Genomic DNA, 17,745 nt, shown 5'->3' on the forward strand with positions numbered 1-17,745 from the left:
AATGGCCGAGAACGAGAACGGACAAGAGAAAACCGAACAGCCGACTCCGAAACGCCTGCGCGAGGCGAAGGAGAAGGGTCAGGTCCCGCGTTCGCGGGAGCTGTCGACGTTCCTGGTGCTGATGGCGGCCGGTGGTTTCATGACGTTTTTCGGCCCGACGCTGGGCGGCCAGCTGGCCGAGCAGACGGCCGGGCGTTTCGATATAGAGCGCGAACTGGCCTACGACAGCTCGCTGTTACTGCCCTACCTGTCCGAGCAGATGTTTGCCACCTTGCGCACGCTGCTACCACTGTTTGGTGTGTTGATGGTGGCAGCCGTACTCGCGCCCTTCCTGATCGGCGGGGCAAACTTCTCGTGGCAGGCAGCCAAGCCAAAGGCCTCCAAGCTCAACCCGCTCAAGGGTCTCAAACGCATCTTCTCCTGGCAGGGCCTGATGGAGTTTGGCAAGACCTTTGCCAAGTTCGTGCTGGTGGCCGGCGTGGCCATATCGGTGCTGTGGACGTTCTCGGACCGACTCCTGATGCTGGGCTACGAGCCCCTGGAGCAGGCGATCGCCCACGCCGCGCAACTGGCGCTGGGCACCTTCGTGGCGGTCTCGGCCGCGCTGATCCTGGTCGCCGCGATCGATGCACCGTTCCAGATGTGGAATCACCAGAAACAGCTGCGCATGACGCGCCAGGAACTGAAGGACGAATACAAGGAGACCGACGGTAAACCCGAGGTCAAGCAGAAAATCCGTCAGTTGCAGCAGGAAATGGCTCAGCGTCGGATGATGGAGGAGGTGCCGAAGGCGGATGTGGTGATCACCAACCCGACCCGTTTCGCGGTGGCGATCGTGTACGAGGCCTCGCGAATGGCGGCCCCGAAGCTGGTGGCCAAGGGCGTAGACGAGGTTGCTGCCTCGATCCGGGCGGTCGCGGACGAACACAAGATCATTCGCGTCGAGGCACCCCGTGTGGCCCGAGCGATCTATTTCACCACGGACCTGAACCAGGAGATCCCGAACGGGCTGTTCGTCGCCGTCGCGCGCATCCTCGCCTACGTCTATCAGTTGAAGCGCTCGGATGCGGACGTCGCCATGCCGGATGATCTGCCGGTGCCGGATGACTATCTCGATCCGCAGCGGCAGCGCGGCCGTCGGAGGAACCGCTAATGGCCTTCTTCGACCGCTTGGGGACTGTCGGCAAATGGGGCCTGGGGGCGCCGATCCTGCTGATCGCGATGCTCTCGATGATGGTGCTGCCGCTGCCGCCCATCGCCCTGGATGTCCTGTTCACCTTCAACATCGCGCTGTCGCTGGTCGTGATCATGGTCGCGGTGTACACGCCACGGCCGCTGGAGTTCGCGGTGTTTCCCACGGTGCTGCTGGTCGCCACGTTGCTGCGTCTGGCGCTGAACGTGGCCTCCACGCGCGTCATCCTGCTGGAGGGCCACACCGGTACCGATGCAGCCGGTCAGGTGATCCAGGCCTTCGGCGATTTCGTCGTGGGCGGCAACTACACCGTGGGCCTGGTGGTGTTCGCGATCCTGATCATCATCAACTTCGTGGTGGTGACCAAGGGCGCGGGGCGCGTTTCCGAGGTCAGCGCCCGGTTCACCCTGGATTCCATGCCGGGCAAGCAGATGGCGATCGATGCCGATCTGAATGCCGGAATTCTGACTCAGGAAGAGGCGCGCAAACGCCGCGAGGACATTGCCAGCGAAGCCGACTTCTACGGCTCGATGGACGGTGCCTCGAAGTTTGTGCGCGGGGACGCCATCGCCGGGATCCTGATCCTGTTCGTCAATATCATCGGCGGCCTGACTATCGGTACGCTGCAGCACGGCATGTCGATGGGCGATGCCGCGACCAATTACGTGCTGCTGACGATCGGCGATGGACTGGTCGCGCAGATCCCGTCGCTGGTGCTGTCGTCGGCCACGGCCATCATCGTGACCCGCGTCTCCAGCACGCAGGACATGGGGCAACAGGTGTTCGGCCAGATGTTCTCCAACCCGCGCGTGCTGTACGTAGCCGGCGGCGTGATCGCTGTGCTGGGGTTGGTGCCGGGCATGCCCAATGCCGTGTTCCTGGGCCTGGCCTCGCTGGCCATCGGCTCGGCCTATCTGATGCAGCGGCGCGAGCGCGAACAGGCGTTGGAGGTGGAACGCGTGCCGGACGAGCCAGCCGAAACCAGCCCGGAAAACCGCGACCTGACCTGGGACGACGTCCCGCCGATTGATCTGGTTTCCCTGGAGGTGGGCTATCGGCTGATCCCGCTCGTGGATCGTAGTCAGGACGGTCAGCTGATGGGGCGGATCAAGGGCGTTCGCCGCAAGCTTTCCCAGGAGCTCGGTTTCCTGCTGCAGCCGGTCCATATCCGCGACAACCTGGAGCTCACTCCGAATGCGTACCGGATCTCCCTGCTGGGTGTCACTGTGGCGGAGGCCGAGGTCTTCCCGGATCGCGAGCTGGCGATCAACCCGGGCGAGGTGTTCGGCACTGTGCCGGGCACGCCGACCAAGGATCCGACCTTCAATCTCGACGCCCTGTGGATCGATCCGGCAGACCGCGACCAGGCGCAGGGCGCCGGCTACACCGTGGTGGACTGCGCCACCGTGATCGCCACGCATCTGTCCCAGGTGTTCCGCGAGAACGCGCATCGCCTGATTGGTCACGAAGAGGCGCAGCATCTGCTGGATCAGCTCGCGCGGCATTCGCCGAAACTGGTCGAGAACCTGGTGCCGAAGACGCTCTCGCTGTCGGTAATCCTGAAGGTTCTGCAGAACCTGCTGGCCGAGCAGGTATCGATCCGCGATCTGCGCACAATCGCCGAAACCCTGGCAGAGGAGGGAGTCAAGAGTCAGGATCCCGGCACTTTGACCGCGGCGGTCAGGGTGGCCCTGTCACGCTCGATCGTGCAGGACCTTGTGGGACCGGACGACGAGCTGCCTTTGATCGCGTTGGATCCATCGTTGGAACAGCTTTTGCATAAGTCTCTGCAGGGCAGTAACGGCGAGACGGTGGGACTGGAGCCGGGTCTGGCGGAGCGCCTGCAGCGTTCGGTCTCCGAGGCGGCACAGCGTCAGGAAGCCAGTGGCCAGCCGGCCATCCTGGTGGTGGCCCCGGAGATCCGTTCCTGGATTGCCGGATGGCTGCGGGGCGCCGTGCGCAATCTGGCAGTACTGGCCTTCACCGAGATCCCCGACAACCGGCGGATCCGTGTGGTGGCCACGGTCGGACAGGAAGATTCGGCCCGGCAGGCAGCACCTGCGAGCGCCTGAGGCAAACAGTAGCGAGCGGCTCCGCCAGGGCAAAACGGGAGAACAGCGATGAATGTGAGACGGTACCGGGCACGCGACATGCGCGACGCGATGCGGCAGGTGCGCGAACAGCAGGGCGACGAGGCGGTTATCCTGTCGAGCCGGCGTGTGGATGGCTGGCTGGAGGTGGTCGCGGCGCTGGAAGATGGCGACGCAGGAGTCTCCGAACGCGAGCAGCAGGCCGCCGTGAATGCAGTCCATGCCCCGCGAGAGGCGCCGGCATCGGGGTCGCGTGCCCCGGCTGCTTCGGCCTGGCCGGCCGATCCGGAACTGGTCGCGATGCGCCAGGAGCTGCGAGACCTGCGCAGTCTTCTGACGCGTCAGCACAGCGACAATGAGGCCGCACAATGGGCGGCGCGGCATCCGCTTGCGGCGGAATGCAAGGCGCGCCTGATGGACCGGGGCTTCAGCGAATCACTGGCGCGCAGCCTCGCCGGGAGCATCCTCGACGACAGCACCGTGGAACAGGCGTGGGAGCGCCTGCGCGCCAGGCTCTCGGGGGCGATTGCCACCCGCCACCCGGATATCCTGGACGAGGGGGGTGTGCTGGCACTGGTGGGTCCTACGGGAGTGGGCAAGACCACCACACTCGCGCGCATCGCCCTGCGGCAAATCCGCCGCATGGGCGCGGATTCGGTTACGCTGGTCACACTGGATTCACAGCGTATTGGGGCGACCCGTCAATTGCAGGCCTTTGCGACTATGGCAGGGGTGTCGCTGCGGGTGTTGCAGGGCGTGCGCGAGTTGCGGGACATGACCGCGCGTTTGGATGATGGACATCTGGTCCTGGTCGACACCGCGGGTCAGGCGCCCTCGACGGTGGGAGACGAGTCGCTGTTCGCCGGCTGGCCGGGTCGCGTGCGTTGCGAGAGCTGGCTGGTCGTCTCCGCGACGACCCAGGCCGCGGCGCTGCGTCGGGTGCTGGATGCTTTTCGCAAGACGGAGCCGACGGCGCTCGTACTGACTAAACTGGATGAAGCCGAACAGTTGGGGGAGACGTTGTCGGTATTGCTCGATCAGCATCTGGGACTCACCTTTGTCAGTGATGGCCAGCGGATCGCGGAAGACTTCCATCGGGTCGAGACGGGTGATCTGACTCGGCGGGCGCTCGGCGAAGAGCGTCGGCCCGCGCGCGGAATGTCACGCGATGAACGATGGACCGACGAAACCCTTGCGGACTTCACCAGCGCGCCTCGCAGCGAGGCGGCAAGGCGCACCAGCCGGGATGCGGGTGTCCTGGAAATGATCCATCCGGTGGGAAAGGGACGTTATGCCACGCACTAATTCGCCGCTGAAGGTCATCGCGGTCGCCTCCGGCAAGGGCGGGGTTGGCAAGACCAACGTTTCGGTCAACCTGTCCGTCGCGCTCGCACGGCTGGGGCGCGAGGTGATGCTGTTCGATGCCGATCTGGGGCTGGCAAATGCCGACGTCTTGCTCGGACTGCGGCCCGAGCGAACCCTGCACGATCTGGTGACCGCACAAGTCGAGGATCTGCAGGACATCCTGATCGACGGTCCCGAGGGGATCAAGGTCATCCCCTCGGCCTCGGGGATTGCTTCGATGGCCAACCTTTCCGAAGTCGAGCACAACGGGTTGATCCACGCGTTCAGTGCCTATTCCAAACCGCTGGATGTACTCGTGGTCGACACCGCGGCCGGATTGCAGGAATCGGTCACGACCTTTTGCCGCGCGGTCCAGGAGACCCTGGTGGTGGTCTGTGACGAGCCTGCCTCGATTACCGATGCGTACGCCCTGATCAAAGTGCTGCACCGAGATCATGGCATTCGGCGCTTCCGTCTGGTTACGAACATGGTGCAGGATCGCGCTGGTGCCGAGCGATTGCTGCAGAAACTTGCAACCGTTTGTGGCAACTATCTGCCGGAAGTCATCCTGGACTTGGCCGGGTACATCCCGATGGACGAGAATCTGCGCAAGGCCGTGCAGAAGCGGGCACCAGTCGTGCAGCAGTATCCCGGTAGCCCCGCGGCCAAGGCCTTCACCGAACTCGCGCGCACCGTCGATCGCTGGCCCGTGGCGCGGGGCGTTGATGGCGGCGTCGGGTTTTTCGTCGAGCGAATGCTGCAGAGTGCATGATGTCGTCGCGTAATCGCCTCCCCGGATACGAGAGCGTGGCCGCAACCGGCCACGAGCAGCGCGTCGCGGAGCACATCGAGCTGGTGCATCGCATCGCACATCATCTGATGGCGCGACTGCCGGCTTCGGTGCAGGTGGACGATCTGATCCAGGCGGGGATGATCGGGTTGCTGGAGGCTGCACGGCAGTTCGAGGGCGGGCAGGGCGCAACCTTTGCCACCTATGCCGGTATTCGCATCCGCGGCGCGATGATCGACGAGTTGCGGCGCTGCGACTGGACGCCACGCTCCGTTCACCGGAACAGTCGCAAGATCGCCGAGGCCATTCAGGCGGTCGAGGCCCGGGAGGGACGCGCGGCCCGCGGTAGCGAGGTCGCCGAGGTCCTCGAGGTGCCGATCGACGAGTACTACGCAATGCTGCAGGACCATGCGGGCGCACACTTGTTTGCACTGGATGATCTGGGCGGCACCGATGGCGATGCCGACCGGGTGGTTGAAGGGCAGGAGGCCTCGCCCGCGAGAGCGATGGAGGTGGGGGCTTTCCGCGAGGAGTTGGCCGCTGCGTTGGGGGATCTGCCCGAACGCGAGCGCCTGGTGCTCTCGCTTTATTACATTGAGGAGCTCAACTTGCGCGAGATTGGCGCGGTTCTGGGTGTGACGGAGTCGCGCGTCAGCCAGATTCGCAGTCAGGCCGTGATCCGGCTGCGCGCTCGCATGGGATCCTGGCTCGAAGACGGTGAGGCTTTGCAGTTATTCTGACAGCCACGCCATTGGTACCCACAAAAATTTATCCCGGAGTGACCTGTGGACAAGGGAATGAAAATTCTCATCGTGGATGACTTCTCCACGATGCGGCGGATCATCAAGAACCTGTTGCGTGATCTCGGCTTCAACAATACGCAAGAGGCCGACGATGGCAGCACGGCACTGCCGATGCTCCAGAACGGTGACTTCGATTTTCTGATTACCGACTGGAACATGCCCAATATGCCGGGCATCGATCTGTTGCGGGCGGTGCGTGCGGACGACAAGCTGAAGACGATGCCGGTGCTGATGGTGACGGCGGAGGCCAAGCGTGATCAGATTGTCGAGGCGGCCGAGGCGGGTGTGAACGGCTACGTGGTGAAACCATTTACCGCGGAAACCCTCAGGGAAAAGATCGACAAAATATTCGAACGCATTGAATCCCAAGGGTAATTGGGGTCTTGAATGCGGTACCCGCGGTCCGCGCAACGCCGTGGCCAAGGGGTAGATCCCGGTCAGCACGCCCGGGGTAGGGAGCGAGCAAGGGGCTTTGGATGACCAAACAAGAAAAATCGGTGGAGGAGCAGCAGCTTGCACGCGCACGCGAGCTTGTCCAGGTTCTGGAAGCAGGCGATGACGTTGCCGCCCGGGGGCTGATTCAGGATCTGGCGCGGCCATACGATCGCGAGCTGTTTGACGAGCTGGGCAAGCTGACCCGTGATCTCCACGAGGCCCTGCAAAGCTTCCGCGGTGATTCGCGACTGGTCGAGCTGACCCAGGCCGAGATCCCGGATGCGCGTGAACGCCTGAATTATGTGGTCACGATGACGGAAAAGGCCGCTCACGAGACGTTGACCGCTATCGAGACGAGCCTCCCGATCGCCGAGTCTTTCAGCCAGCAGGCGGGTGTGCTGACGGCCAAGTGGACGCGCTTTCGCAATCGCCAGCTCTCGGTGGACGAGTTCCGCGAGTTCGCCCGCGATCTCGATGAGTTCTTCGCCCAGGCGAACAACGACACCGAGGAACTGCGGCGCCTGTTGTCCGAGGTGCTGATGGCACAGAGCTACCAGGACATTACCGGTCAGGTGATTCGTCGGGTGATTCAGCTGGTGACGGATCTCGAGGAGAATCTGGTTTCGTTGATCCGGCTGTCGAGCGGGCGCATGGAGACGGTGGAGGCCGCCGAGAAGAAGATGGGGGGCGACCCGGAGCAGCGTGAAGCGGACCGGCGTGGACATGGCCCGGCAGTGCCGAAGACTCAAGATTCCGGCCAAGATGTCGTTCAAGGACAAGACGAGGTGGACGATCTGTTGTCCAGTCTGGGCTTCTAGGGGATGCCGATTCGATAATCGGCATCGCTTTCCCTGGACCCATCCCTTAAACGGCAAGCCTCACCGGAATGGAGAGACCGAATGGCCATCGACCCCAACGACGAAATCCTTCAGGACTTCCTGATTGAGGCCGGGGAACTGCTCGAAGGGCTCAACGAGCAGCTGATTGATCTGGAGCAGCATCCCGATGACCGGGATCTGCTCAACGCAGTATTTCGCAGCTTCCACACGATCAAGGGCGGCGCGGGCTTTCTCAGCCTGGATGCGCTGGTGACGGTCTGTCATCACGCGGAAGACGTCTTCAACCTGCTGCGCAATGGCGAGCGGCGTGTCGATAGCCACTTGATGGATACTATGCTTCGGGTGCTCGACACGCTGAACGTAATGTTCGGCGACCTGCGTTCCGGGGTGGAGCCTACTCCGGCCGAGGCGGATCTGGTCGAAGACCTGCGGAAGATGGCCAACAACGAGGACGTGGCTGGTGACTCCGAATCCGAGGCAGCCCCGACCGCAGATGTACCCCCTGAGCCTGAGCCGGCGCCCCCCGCCGAGGTGGAAGCCACCTCCACGGCCGCAGGTGACGATGCAGGCGATGATTCGGGGCTGGTGGGCGCGGATGACGAAATCACCGATGACGAGTTCGAAGCCCTGCTCGATACGCTGCATGGCGATGGTACCCCGCAGGCGGTCGAAGCGGCGAGCGGCTCCGGGGAGTCGACTGGCGCGGAATCCGGTGAGGGTGGGGCCACCGATGGTGGCGGAGACCTGATCTCGGACGACGAGTTCGAGAACTTGCTGGACGAACTGCAGGCGCGTGGGAATGGACCCCCCGCCAGTGCGTCGCCGGCATCTTCACCTGCAAAAGCCAGCGATGCCGAAGCCCCCGAAGAGTCGAGCGCGAAGCCCGAACCTGCCGACGATCCCAAACCGTCTTCAGCGCCGGAACCCGCCAAGGAGCCGGCCAAGCCGGCGGCTGCGGGCGGCTCCCGACAGGCTTCTCAGGGTGAGACCTCGGTGCGCGTGAATACCGAGCGACTGGACGAGATCATGAATCTGGTCGGCGAACTGGTGCTGGTCCGCAACCGCCTGAGCATGTTGCGCAGCCAGCATGTGGACGACGAGCTGGGCAAGGCCATCAGCTCGCTGGCGTTGGTGACCTCGGATCTTCAGACGTCGGTGATGAAGACCCGCATGCAGCCGGTCAACAAGGTCTTCAATCGTTTTCCGCGCGTGATCCGGGACTTGTCGCGCAGCCTCGGCAAGGAGATCGAACTGGAGATCTTTGGCGAGGACACCGACCTCGACAAGAATCTGGTGGAGGCTTTGTCGGATCCGCTGGTCCACCTGGTGCGCAACGCGGTGGACCACGGCATCGAAACCCCCGAAGTGCGCGAAAAGGCGGGCAAGCCGCGCAAGGGTACGGTCGTACTGGGTGCCGCACAGGAAGGCGATCACATCGCGCTGCTGATCAAGGACGACGGCGGCGGCATGGACCCGCAGGCCCTTCGGCGCAAGGTGGTAGAGAAGGGCCTGATGGAGCCGGTCATGGCAGAGCGAATGACCGATCGCGAGGCCTTCAACGTGATCTTCATGGCCGGTTTTTCCACCAAGACCGAGATCTCGGATGTTTCCGGGCGCGGGGTGGGGATGGACGTCGTCAAGACCAAGATCTCGCAGCTCAATGGCACCATCGAGATCGATTCGGAGATTGGCGTCGGGACCACGCTGCGGGTCAAGCTGCCACTGACTCTGGCGATTCTCCCTGCATTGATGGTCATCCTCGACGGGCGGCGATTCGCGATCCCGCTGGCGTCCGTCTCGGAGATCCTGGACCTGGATCTGACCAAGACCCATTACGTGGACGATCAGGAAGTCATTGTAGTGAGAAATCAAGCGCTTCCAATTCATTATCTCAAGCGTTGGTTGAAGCCCGGATTTATCCCCGAAGCGAAACCGGAATCGCATGTGGTCGTGGTGCATACCGCAGACCGCAAGGTGGGGCTGGTGGTCGATGATCTGGTGGGACAGGAAGAGGTGGTCATCAAGCCACTGGGGCAGAATCTGCAGGGCGTCAAGGGTTTGGCGGGTGCCACGATCACGGGTGACGGTGGGATCGCGCTGATCCTGGATGTCGCCGATCTGGTGGGCCTGCTGACGCACAAGCTCCCGTCGGCGGGCCGCACCCGGCGTCCCGCACAAACGGTCGAGGGCTAAGAATGCCAGTAAAGGTACTGGTGGTGGACGACTCCGGGTTCTTCCGCCGTCGCATCGCCGAGATTCTGGATTCCGACGCGGGTATTGAAGTCGTCGGCAGCGCGGAAAACGGCGAGGAGGCGATTCGCAAGGTCAAGGAACTGGATCCCGATGTCGTGACCATGGACATCGAGATGCCGGTAATGGATGGCATTACCGCTGTGCGCAGGATCATGGCGGAAAATCCCCGCCCGGTGTTGATGTTCTCGAGCCTGACGACCGAAGGTGCTCAGGCGACGCTGGATGCGCTGGAGGCCGGGGCGGTCGATTTTCTACCGAAGCGCTTCAGCGATATCGCGTCCGACGAAGACAGCGCCCGCATGTTGTTGCGCCGACGGGTGCGCAGCCTTTCGCGCAGCCGGGCCCGCTCGGCCAGCGAACCCGGAAGCGTGCGGCCGGCGGTGGAGGCTCGGCCGTCGGCGCGCCGCGAAGAGGCGGACCGCAAGGCCGCCGAGGTGCAGCGTCAGGCGCCGCCGGTCAGCCGCCCGGCGGTACCGTTGCGCCAGGTTCGCGCCGTGCTGATCGGGACGTCCACGGGTGGGCCGGTGGCTCTGCAGGAGGTCCTTAAAGGGCTACCCGCGAATTTTCCGCAGCCGATTTTGCTGGTCCAGCATATGCCTGCGAGCTTTACGCCCGCGTTTGCCGAACGCCTGGATGCAATGTGCCAGATCCGGGTCAAGCAGGCCGAGGACGGAGATGTGATGCGTCCGGGGGTCGCCCTGCTGGCTCCCGGGGGGATGCAAACCACCCTGGAGCGCGGTAGCCAGACCACGGTGCGGGTGAGCGAGAGCCCGTTGGGTACGATCTACAAGCCCAGCGTGGATGCCGCGTTCAGTTCGGCGGTGGAGGCTTTGCGTGGTCAGGTGTTGGCCGTGGTGCTGACCGGAATGGGTGCGGACGGTCGCGAGGGTGCGCGGGCACTGAAGGCCGCCGGTGCGCAGGTCTGGGCACAGGACGCCGCGACGTCGGTCGTGTATGGCATGCCCGCCGCAGTTGCAGAGGCTGGGCTGGTGGACCAGGTGTACCCGTTGCCGGAGGTTGGCCCGGCACTGGTGAAGGGGTTTTGCTAGATGGATATCCTGAGCCTCATCGGGGTCACCCTGGGGCTCGTCGCGGTGCTCGGGGGGAGCATCGCGAAAGGGAGTGGTCTGGGTGCACTCTGGAATGCGGCCGCGTTCGTGATCGTGGTGCTCGGGACGCTCGGGGCCACCCTGGTACAGGCCCGGATGGCGGTTTTCCTGCACGGGATGCGGATCCTGCCCTGGGCCTTCAAGCCTCCTCGGATCGACAACGAGGCGATGCTGGAACGCATCGTGGAATGGTCCAACGTGGCACGCAAGGAGGGGCTTCTCGGCCTTGAAACCCTGGCCGACGAAGAGAACGACGAGTTTGCCCGCAAGGGACTCCAGCTACTGGTTGATGGCTCCGAACCGCAGACGATCCGCCAGATTCTCGAGGCGGACCTGGACAATCGCGAGCACTTCGATACCCAGGGCGCCAAGGTATTCGAGAGCATGGGGGTCTACGCCCCGACGCTGGGTATTGTGGGGGCCGTGATGGGGTTGATGGCGGTCATGCAGAACCTCGCGGATCCGAGCAAGCTCGGGGCGGGGATTGCCGCGGCCTTTGTCGCCACCATCTACGGGATCGCTTCGGCGAATCTGCTGTTCCTTCCGGTGGCGAACAAGCTGAAGTCGATTATCCAGAAGCGCTCCCAGCATCAGCTGATGCTGATGGAAGGTCTGATCTCCATCGCCGAGGGGGAAAACCCGCGCAATATCGAAAGCAAGCTTAGCGGCTTCATCCGCGAGTGAGGTCGCAATGGCTCGGCGCAAACGCCACGAAGAAGCAGAGAACCATGAGGCCTGGGCGATTCCGTATGGCGACCTGGTCACGCTGCTGCTCGCGTTCTTTGTGGTGATGTACGCCATCTCCTCGGTGGATGACGGCAAGTATCGGGTGCTGTCGGAATCACTGGTCGATGCGTTCCGTGCCCCGGCCCAGACCGATCCGATTCAGGTCGGTGAACCCACCGTGTCACGCGATCATTCCCTTGACGAGATGCGCGCGCTGGTACCGATCGAGGTACAGCCCGGCATTATGGAGGAGGGTGTGGCACCCATCGACATGGCCTTCTCCGGTCTGCTCGACGACGCGGGCACGGATGACGAGCTTCAGGAATTCCTGGAGGCACTGGCCGATGTGGCGGACGAGCTGGAGATGGCGATGGCGCCACTGATCGAGGATGGCGATCTCCGTGTCAGTCGCGAGGCGTACTGGCTGGAAATCGAGATTACCAGCCGACTGCTGTTCGGGAGTGGCTCGGCCACACTGAATCCTGAGGCCCGGGCCTTGCTGGACGAGGTCGGGGCGATTCTCGCGCCTCGTGTCTCGCGAGTGCACGTCGAGGGCCATACGGACAATGTTCCAATCCAGACGGCGGTCTATCCTTCCAACTGGGAGCTCTCGTCGGGGCGTGCAGCGGCCGTGGTGAGCGTGTTCGAAGATGCGGGCATCGAACCGCAGAATCTGGTGGCCCTCGGTTACGGGGAACATCGGCCGGTAGCCAGCAACGACACGGAACAAGGGCGGGCGGAGAATCGGCGAGTGGCCATCGTGGTTCTCCCTGGTGCTCGGCCGCGCGAGGATGGCACGCAGGAGCCCGAGCAGCTGCGAGAGGACCTGCCTTTGTCGCTGCAGTCACCGACGATGGATGGAAACGGGGGGAGTTCCGAGTGAAAATCTGGGCGGTTGCCAACCAGAAAGGCGGGGTCGGCAAGACCACGACAACGGTGACCCTGAGTGGGTTGCTGTCTGGACCGGAACAGCGCGTTCTGATGGTCGACGTCGACCCGCATGGGTCGCTGACGGCCTATTTTGGGCATGACCCTGAAACGGCCACGCGCGGGGTGTACGAACTGTTCAGCCAGTGTGCGGAGGGCAAGCGCCCGGATCCGCGTGGATTGATCCGCGAGACCCGTTTCCCGGGTCTGGACCTGCTGACGGCCAGCACGGCACTGGCCACGCTCGATCGGCAATTGGGTACGCGCAGTGGCATGGGCCTGGTGCTGCGCCAGGCGCTGGAGCAGGTCGCAGACCAGTACGACTATGTGCTGATGGACTGCCCGCCCATGCTGGGAGTGTTGATGGTGAATGCACTGGCCGCCTGTGATGAGCTCCTGGTTCCGGTGCAGACGGAGTTTCTCGCGCTCAAGGGGCTCGAACGCATGATCAACACCTTGAAAATGGTTCAGAAATCGCGCAAGGCCGAGCTTCACTACCGGATCATTCCCACCCTGTTTGACCGGCGCACACGTGCCGCCCACGAGGCGCTCGCGGAGTTGCGGCGCCTCTACGGAGATGAGGTGTGGCCCGGCGTGATTCCGGTCGATACCAAATTCCGCGATGCATCGAGTGCGGGGCAGCCGCTTTGCTTCATGATCCCGGATGCCCGGGGCGTGCTGGCCTATTCGGACTTGCTGGAGGCGATTGGCGGGCGGCTGTCGGAGCCGCATGCCAGGAGGCAAAAGGGATGAACCGTTCCCGGGAAGACAATCTGGCACTGAAGGCGGAGCCCGAGGCGCTGAACGACTATTTCGGCAGCTTGCTGGACGAGCCCGCGCCGACGGCCCCGGCCCATCTTCTGCGAGCGGATATTCTGGAGCCTCGACCGGCTCCCACAGAGCCCGAACCCGCACTGGAAGTCGATGCGCCCACGACTGCGCAACCGGTGGCACCGCCCGCTCCGCCGCGTACGGTAATCGAGAGCGACGAGTATCCCCGCCCGTCCGATCGATTCTCGGCCTTGGTGCTGGAGGCCGGGAATCTGACCCTGTTGGCGCCGCTGGCCTCGCTGGGAGGTGTAGCCCCGCTGGCAGAGCTGGACGTTCGGCCTACACCCAACCATTCGGTCTGGTATCTGGGTCTGGCCGATACCAAGCAGGGCCGGGTACAGCTGATCGATCTGGCCGCGGTGGTGACGCCCGAAGATCGGGAATATGAGCCAGATACGGCCCGACACGTCGTGTTCCTGGCGGGTTCGCGCTTTGCGCTGGCTTGCCGCTCGATTCAGGGAACGCGCGTCATTGCTCCGCAAAATCTGCGCTGGCGGAGTCACCGCAAACGGCTACCCTGGCTGGCCGGGGTGGAGCGCGAGCAGATGGCGACACTGCTGGATTTGGAGGCCCTGGATCGTACCCTGGACCAGGGCAATTGGGAGATGGGCTCAAGCCAGGGCGAGCGCGGCCGATAACGTATTCAGGAACCGAACACCGGGCCCGCAGCAAGGGCTCGCGAGCGACGAGGAAGACATGAGCAGCGCACAAGACGTAGAAGCCATGGCCAAGGCCGATACCGCCCCGTATGTGACGTTCAGTCTCGCGGAGGAAACCTACGCGATTGATGTCCTGCAGGTGCAGGAGGTACTGAAGGTTACGGAGATCGCGCCGGTTCCCGGTGTTCCGGACTATATCCTCGGCATCATCAATCTGCGTGGCAATGTCGTGACGGTGATTGATGCGCGCCGGCGCATGGGGCTCGAGGATCGCGAGCCGGACGAGGCTTCGCGCATCGTGATTATAGATGTGGACAATCAGAATGTCGGCATTCTGGTGGATTCCGTCTCGGAGGTCGTACGGATCTCACTGGATTCGGTCGAGCCCGCACCGGAGGTAGGCAACGACGACAGTTCCCGCTTCATACAGGGGGTGACCAGCACAGAGCAGGGGCTCACCATTCTGGTCGATCTGAACAAGCTGCTGTCCGACGAGGAATGGGCGCAGTTGCGGGAGCTGTAGGACACACAGACGAATCGGCGAACGGGAACCCCCACCCATTCGGGAGGACCAAACAAGCAGGTTCCCGAAAACGCGTCACTGGCGGGAGGTGGGATCATGGTGGATGAGCTGCAGCCGGACCGCTCGGTTCGGCCGATCAAACCCTCGACCACGACCAATCCCACTGTGCGTCCGGTTCATACGACCGTGCCGGGCCGGACCCTCAGCGACGACCATGATCGTGACCCGTTGCTGCGCCCGGCTGTCAAGCCCGCGCAACAGCGTTCCCCGCGTGACTCCGGCAAGCGCCCCCGCAAGGGGCTGATTGACGATTACGCCTGACCGGTGGCCCGCCAACAGGGGCCGAGCTGCCCGGCTGGTGTGCGAGGCCGTTTCACGCGACAATCGCCACTGTTTCGTTTGGAGTGCACGCCGATGGGGGAAGGCATACTGGTGTGGATCGTCGCGGCAATCGCCCTGGTGGCGAGCGTCGTTGCGGTGCTGGCCGTCTCCCTGGTGCTGACCCTGCGCCGCCAGCTTGCAGCCTTGCGTCAGGACTATCAGCGTCAGGCCACCTCGGTGATGGCGCTGCAAGGTGCAATGAAGGTTATCTCCCAAGGGGTGGTCAACCACAGTCAGGCGCAGTCCGCCGTACAGCGCGCACTGGAACGACTCAATGACCAGCAAAGCGAGTTGCGCGCGCGGGATGCCGATGACGGTGCCTACCAACAGGCGATCGAACTCATCCGGCAGGGGCGCGAGCGGGAAGAGGTGCGCCGGATGTGCGGTCTGACCACCACCGAGCTGGACCTCCTGTACAGCTTGCACGCCCCGGGTTCCGCCAACCGTCGCTGATTTCCGGTTGCCAGCCCTTATTCATCCGGGCTGGAGTCATCGTGACGGTACCCACGGTCGCGATCCTCGGGCGTGATGCCGGCCAGAATGAACACGAATGCCAGAACTTCGGCTACCGCGATATAGAGGCTTTCCGGGATTTCATCACCAAGGGGTACCTGCGCAAGTGCCTCGCTCAGTCCGGGGTCCTGATGCAGCGGGATCCCGTGCTCCTCGGCAATACGCAGGATCTGTTCGGCCGTTACCCCGCTGCCGCTGGCCGTGATCCGTGGTGCCCGTTGCCTGTCCCATTCCAGCGCAACCGCGCGCGGCGGGCGCGGATCTCGCGGCTCGACGGTTGGTTCCTCGTGGTGGTAGGGGCCTCGGCGCTTGCTCATGTGTTCACTCAGGCCCGTTCGTCCAGAAGGCCTTCCCGGAGCGTAACGCTCGCGGGGTCTCGCGGCTCCACCCGAGCTTCGCGCACCGACACGGATCCGATGTGCAGTTCGCGCCCGATCAGGCGCTGCCGCAGTTCCGGAGTCCCGGAATGCAGGCGTTCGGCGGTTTCCGGCCGTTCGGCCGTGAAATGCACGGAAACGCGACCATCCCTCAGCGCAATGGCGACGCGGGTCGGCCCCAGGGCCTGCAGGTCGAGGTCCAGCACGAGTGTCCATCCTTCCGGACGTTCCGGGGGACGTCCTTCTTCACGCTGTAATTGACCGGCCAGCGCATGTATCCCCTGCGGGCTGCGAAAGGGGAGTTCGAAAAACCACCGAGGGTGGCCTTCATCGTCACCCTGCACGCTGGGTTGCAGGGAGTGTATTTGCAGCGTCGTGATGCGCTTCAGCATTCCTTCGATCAGCCCTGTTAATGGCCCGAGAGGTAGTAGTGCTGCCGTGCCTGGCGGGGGAGGGGGCGGGGTGCTGGTCTGCGCCGGAGAGGGGATGCGCGTTTCGCCTGCCTGGCGCAGATGTTCGGCCACTCGCAGTAACTGGGCCTTGAGATCCTGGGAGGGTGTACCGGAGGTGTTAGAGCGTGCCCCCTGCGCCAGCATGGCTTCCAGCCACAGCCCGGACTGCTGAATGTGCCGGTTGACCCCTTCCGGGGTAATAAGGCGCACGGCAGGCGGTGTCAGTTCGAGCAGGCGGTTCATGGCCGGCAGGATCTGGCCTTCGCTCGCTGCGGGCTGCACACCAGAGGACGGGGCGGCGGCCAGTGTGGCCTGGAGCGTCTGCATGCCAGTGGCGAGCCCGCGTGCCCCGGGAATCTGGTGGCGCAGCTCGCGCAAAAGCCACTGTGTTGGGTCCTGTGGGCCAGTTGCCGGTTGACCCGCAGTCGCCTGGCCGGCCCCCTGGCGTGTGGCAGGAGCCGTCGCCGAGGTCCCGCTCGGAAGGGCCGATGCGGGCAGGGGCATCAGGCGTACCTCAAGGCGTGGTTCCGTTCGAACCACCTCGGCCAGAGCCACGTGCGGCCCGGCCTGGCTGCCCGGGAGCAAGGCGCTGGGCAGCGGTGTTGCCAGTTGCGCGTTGAATGCGGGCGCACGGGCCTCACCGGAAGGCGCTATCGGACGCAGTTGTACACTGCGTTCGGCGAGTTGGCCGACGATCTGGACCTGAAGGCGGGTGCCGGTTTCCAGCGCCGGCATCCCGCCCTGACGCGAGCCTGCGCGCTCGACGCCTGTCGTGGGCAATCCGGTCGGGCGGGGGCCGGTAAAGTCGGGCATCGGGTCTCCGGGTGCGGTTTCGGCACGTACCTGCGGTCATAGTGGCATGGTTTCAGCATCGCATACCGCGCCGGTCGCGCCTATACGCGTGGCCAGAGGCGTGGCTTTGCTATGCTGTGCGTTCACTTCGCGAACATGAAGAAGGCATGCAAAAGATTCGAGTGCTGATGGTTTGTCTGGGCAATATCTGTCGGTCGCCCATGGCTCACGGTGTCTTCCAGGCACGTGTCCGCGCGCATGGTCTGGAGTCGGCCATCGAGGTGGATTCGGCTGGTACCGCCGGGTATCACGTTGGGGCGCGACCGGACCCGCGTGCACGCGAGGAGGCCCGCCGTCGAGGCTACGATCTAGACCCGTTGCGTGCGCGGCAGCTGGAGGCAGAGGACTTCGGGACGTTCGATTACATCCTGACCATGGACGAGGCCAACTATCGCAATGCCCAGCAGATCCAGCCGGATGGCGCCCGTGCGCGGCTGCACCGTTTCCTGGAGTTCGCCCAGGACCAGCCGGAACGCGAGGTACCGGACCCGTACTATGGCGGGCCGGATGGCTTCGTGCATGTGATGGATCTGGTCGAGGCCGCCAGCGATGGCTTGCTGGACCATATATGCCGGGAACACGCGCTGGAGCGCGTATCCTGAGGAACCCGGTCAGATGGCTCGGGCGTTTCCTGCCGGCCGATAACGGG

Annotated in this window: 19 protein-coding genes; 17 read left to right on the forward strand and 2 right to left on the reverse strand. The window is 64.0% G+C overall.

Features of this window, described 5'->3' with window-relative positions; all coding sequences use genetic code 11:
- Position 1: 1 nt before the first annotated feature.
- The 16 genes from flhB to F623_RS0106280 all read left to right on the forward strand — a co-directional run bounded on the left by flhB (position 2) and on the right by F623_RS0106280 (position 15,355).
- On the forward strand, positions 2 to 1,153 hold the full coding sequence (gene flhB, locus F623_RS0106205; RefSeq protein ID WP_018861327.1) for a flagellar biosynthesis protein FlhB: 1,152 nt from the start codon (positions 2 to 4) through the stop codon (positions 1,151 to 1,153).
- Positions 1,153 to 3,264 (forward strand): flagellar biosynthesis protein FlhA, encoded by a 2,112-nt coding sequence (flhA, locus tag F623_RS0106210; RefSeq protein WP_018868239.1) that lies wholly within the window; start codon positions 1,153 to 1,155, stop codon positions 3,262 to 3,264. Before flhB ends, flhA begins: the two co-directional genes overlap by 1 nt.
- A 78-nt stretch (positions 3,265 to 3,342) precedes the next feature.
- A complete protein-coding gene (gene flhF, locus F623_RS0106215; protein WP_026279354.1) occupies positions 3,343 to 4,587 on the forward strand; it encodes a flagellar biosynthesis protein FlhF in 1,245 nt (414 codons plus the stop codon).
- Positions 4,574 to 5,398 carry a MinD/ParA family protein gene (locus F623_RS0106220; RefSeq protein ID WP_018868237.1) on the forward strand — a complete coding sequence of 275 codons (825 nt, stop codon included), beginning with the start codon at positions 4,574 to 4,576 and terminating at the stop codon, positions 5,396 to 5,398. The genes flhF and F623_RS0106220 overlap by 14 nt, the downstream gene beginning before the upstream one ends.
- Positions 5,395 to 6,156: an RNA polymerase sigma factor FliA gene (locus F623_RS0106225; RefSeq protein ID WP_019572162.1), complete on the forward strand. Its 762-nt coding sequence runs from the start codon at positions 5,395 to 5,397 to the stop codon at positions 6,154 to 6,156. Before F623_RS0106220 ends, F623_RS0106225 begins: the two co-directional genes overlap by 4 nt.
- A gap of 57 nt (positions 6,157 to 6,213) precedes the next feature.
- A complete protein-coding gene (cheY, locus tag F623_RS0106230; RefSeq protein WP_026278642.1) occupies positions 6,214 to 6,594 on the forward strand; it encodes a chemotaxis response regulator CheY in 381 nt (126 codons plus the stop codon).
- Between the two features lie 101 nt (positions 6,595 to 6,695).
- Positions 6,696 to 7,472 (forward strand): protein phosphatase CheZ, encoded by a 777-nt coding sequence (locus F623_RS0106235; RefSeq protein ID WP_018861333.1) that lies wholly within the window; start codon positions 6,696 to 6,698, stop codon positions 7,470 to 7,472.
- An 81-nt stretch (positions 7,473 to 7,553) separates the two neighbouring features.
- Positions 7,554 to 9,686: a chemotaxis protein CheA gene (locus F623_RS0106240; RefSeq protein WP_018868235.1), complete on the forward strand. Its 2,133-nt coding sequence runs from the start codon at positions 7,554 to 7,556 to the stop codon at positions 9,684 to 9,686.
- 2 nt (positions 9,687 to 9,688) lie between these two features.
- Positions 9,689 to 10,795, forward strand: coding sequence for a chemotaxis response regulator protein-glutamate methylesterase (locus F623_RS0106245; protein WP_018868234.1), 1,107 nt, complete (start codon positions 9,689 to 9,691; stop codon positions 10,793 to 10,795).
- Positions 10,796 to 11,539 (forward strand): flagellar motor protein, encoded by a 744-nt coding sequence (locus tag F623_RS0106250; protein WP_018861336.1) that lies wholly within the window; start codon positions 10,796 to 10,798, stop codon positions 11,537 to 11,539. It begins immediately after the preceding gene.
- Between the two features lie 7 nt (positions 11,540 to 11,546).
- Positions 11,547 to 12,464: a flagellar motor protein MotD gene (motD, locus tag F623_RS0106255; RefSeq protein WP_018861337.1), complete on the forward strand. Its 918-nt coding sequence runs from the start codon at positions 11,547 to 11,549 to the stop codon at positions 12,462 to 12,464.
- Entirely contained in the window at positions 12,461 to 13,261 is an 801-nt protein-coding gene (locus F623_RS0106260) for a ParA family protein (protein ID WP_018861338.1), read from the forward strand. Before motD ends, F623_RS0106260 begins: the two co-directional genes overlap by 4 nt.
- The gene (locus F623_RS0106265; RefSeq protein ID WP_018868233.1) at positions 13,258 to 13,977 is read left to right on the forward strand and encodes a chemotaxis protein CheW; all 720 of its coding nucleotides are present in this window, start codon (positions 13,258 to 13,260) and stop codon (positions 13,975 to 13,977) included. The genes F623_RS0106260 and F623_RS0106265 overlap by 4 nt, the downstream gene beginning before the upstream one ends.
- Before the next feature lie 85 nt (positions 13,978 to 14,062).
- The gene (locus tag F623_RS0106270; protein ID WP_018139245.1) at positions 14,063 to 14,521 is read left to right on the forward strand and encodes a chemotaxis protein CheW; all 459 of its coding nucleotides are present in this window, start codon (positions 14,063 to 14,065) and stop codon (positions 14,519 to 14,521) included.
- 96 nt (positions 14,522 to 14,617) lie between these two features.
- A complete protein-coding gene (locus F623_RS0106275; RefSeq protein WP_018861340.1) occupies positions 14,618 to 14,842 on the forward strand; it encodes a hypothetical protein in 225 nt (74 codons plus the stop codon).
- 93 nt (positions 14,843 to 14,935) lie between these two features.
- Positions 14,936 to 15,355: a DUF2802 domain-containing protein gene (locus F623_RS0106280; protein ID WP_018861341.1), complete on the forward strand. Its 420-nt coding sequence runs from the start codon at positions 14,936 to 14,938 to the stop codon at positions 15,353 to 15,355.
- Positions 15,356 to 15,372: 17 nt separating this feature from the next.
- On the opposite strand, the gene F623_RS0106285 is transcribed toward F623_RS0106280, so the two are convergent.
- Together F623_RS0106285 and F623_RS0106290 are read right to left on the reverse strand one after the other, a co-directional pair.
- Positions 15,373 to 15,732, reverse strand: coding sequence for an EscU/YscU/HrcU family type III secretion system export apparatus switch protein (locus F623_RS0106285; RefSeq protein WP_018861342.1), 360 nt, complete (start codon positions 15,730 to 15,732; stop codon positions 15,373 to 15,375).
- 8 nt (positions 15,733 to 15,740) lie between these two features.
- The gene (locus F623_RS0106290) at positions 15,741 to 16,979 is read right to left on the reverse strand and encodes a flagellar hook-length control protein FliK (protein WP_026279352.1); all 1,239 of its coding nucleotides are present in this window, start codon (positions 16,977 to 16,979) and stop codon (positions 15,741 to 15,743) included.
- Between the two features lie 224 nt (positions 16,980 to 17,203).
- Between F623_RS0106290 and F623_RS0106295 the strand changes: the two genes are divergently transcribed.
- A complete protein-coding gene (locus F623_RS0106295) occupies positions 17,204 to 17,698 on the forward strand; it encodes a low molecular weight protein-tyrosine-phosphatase (protein WP_018861344.1) in 495 nt (164 codons plus the stop codon).
- Positions 17,699 to 17,745 lie beyond the last annotated feature (47 nt).

It is taken from the genome of Thioalkalivibrio sp. ALD1, from assembly GCF_000381245.1.
Classification (GTDB): domain Bacteria; phylum Pseudomonadota; class Gammaproteobacteria; order Ectothiorhodospirales; family Ectothiorhodospiraceae; genus Thioalkalivibrio.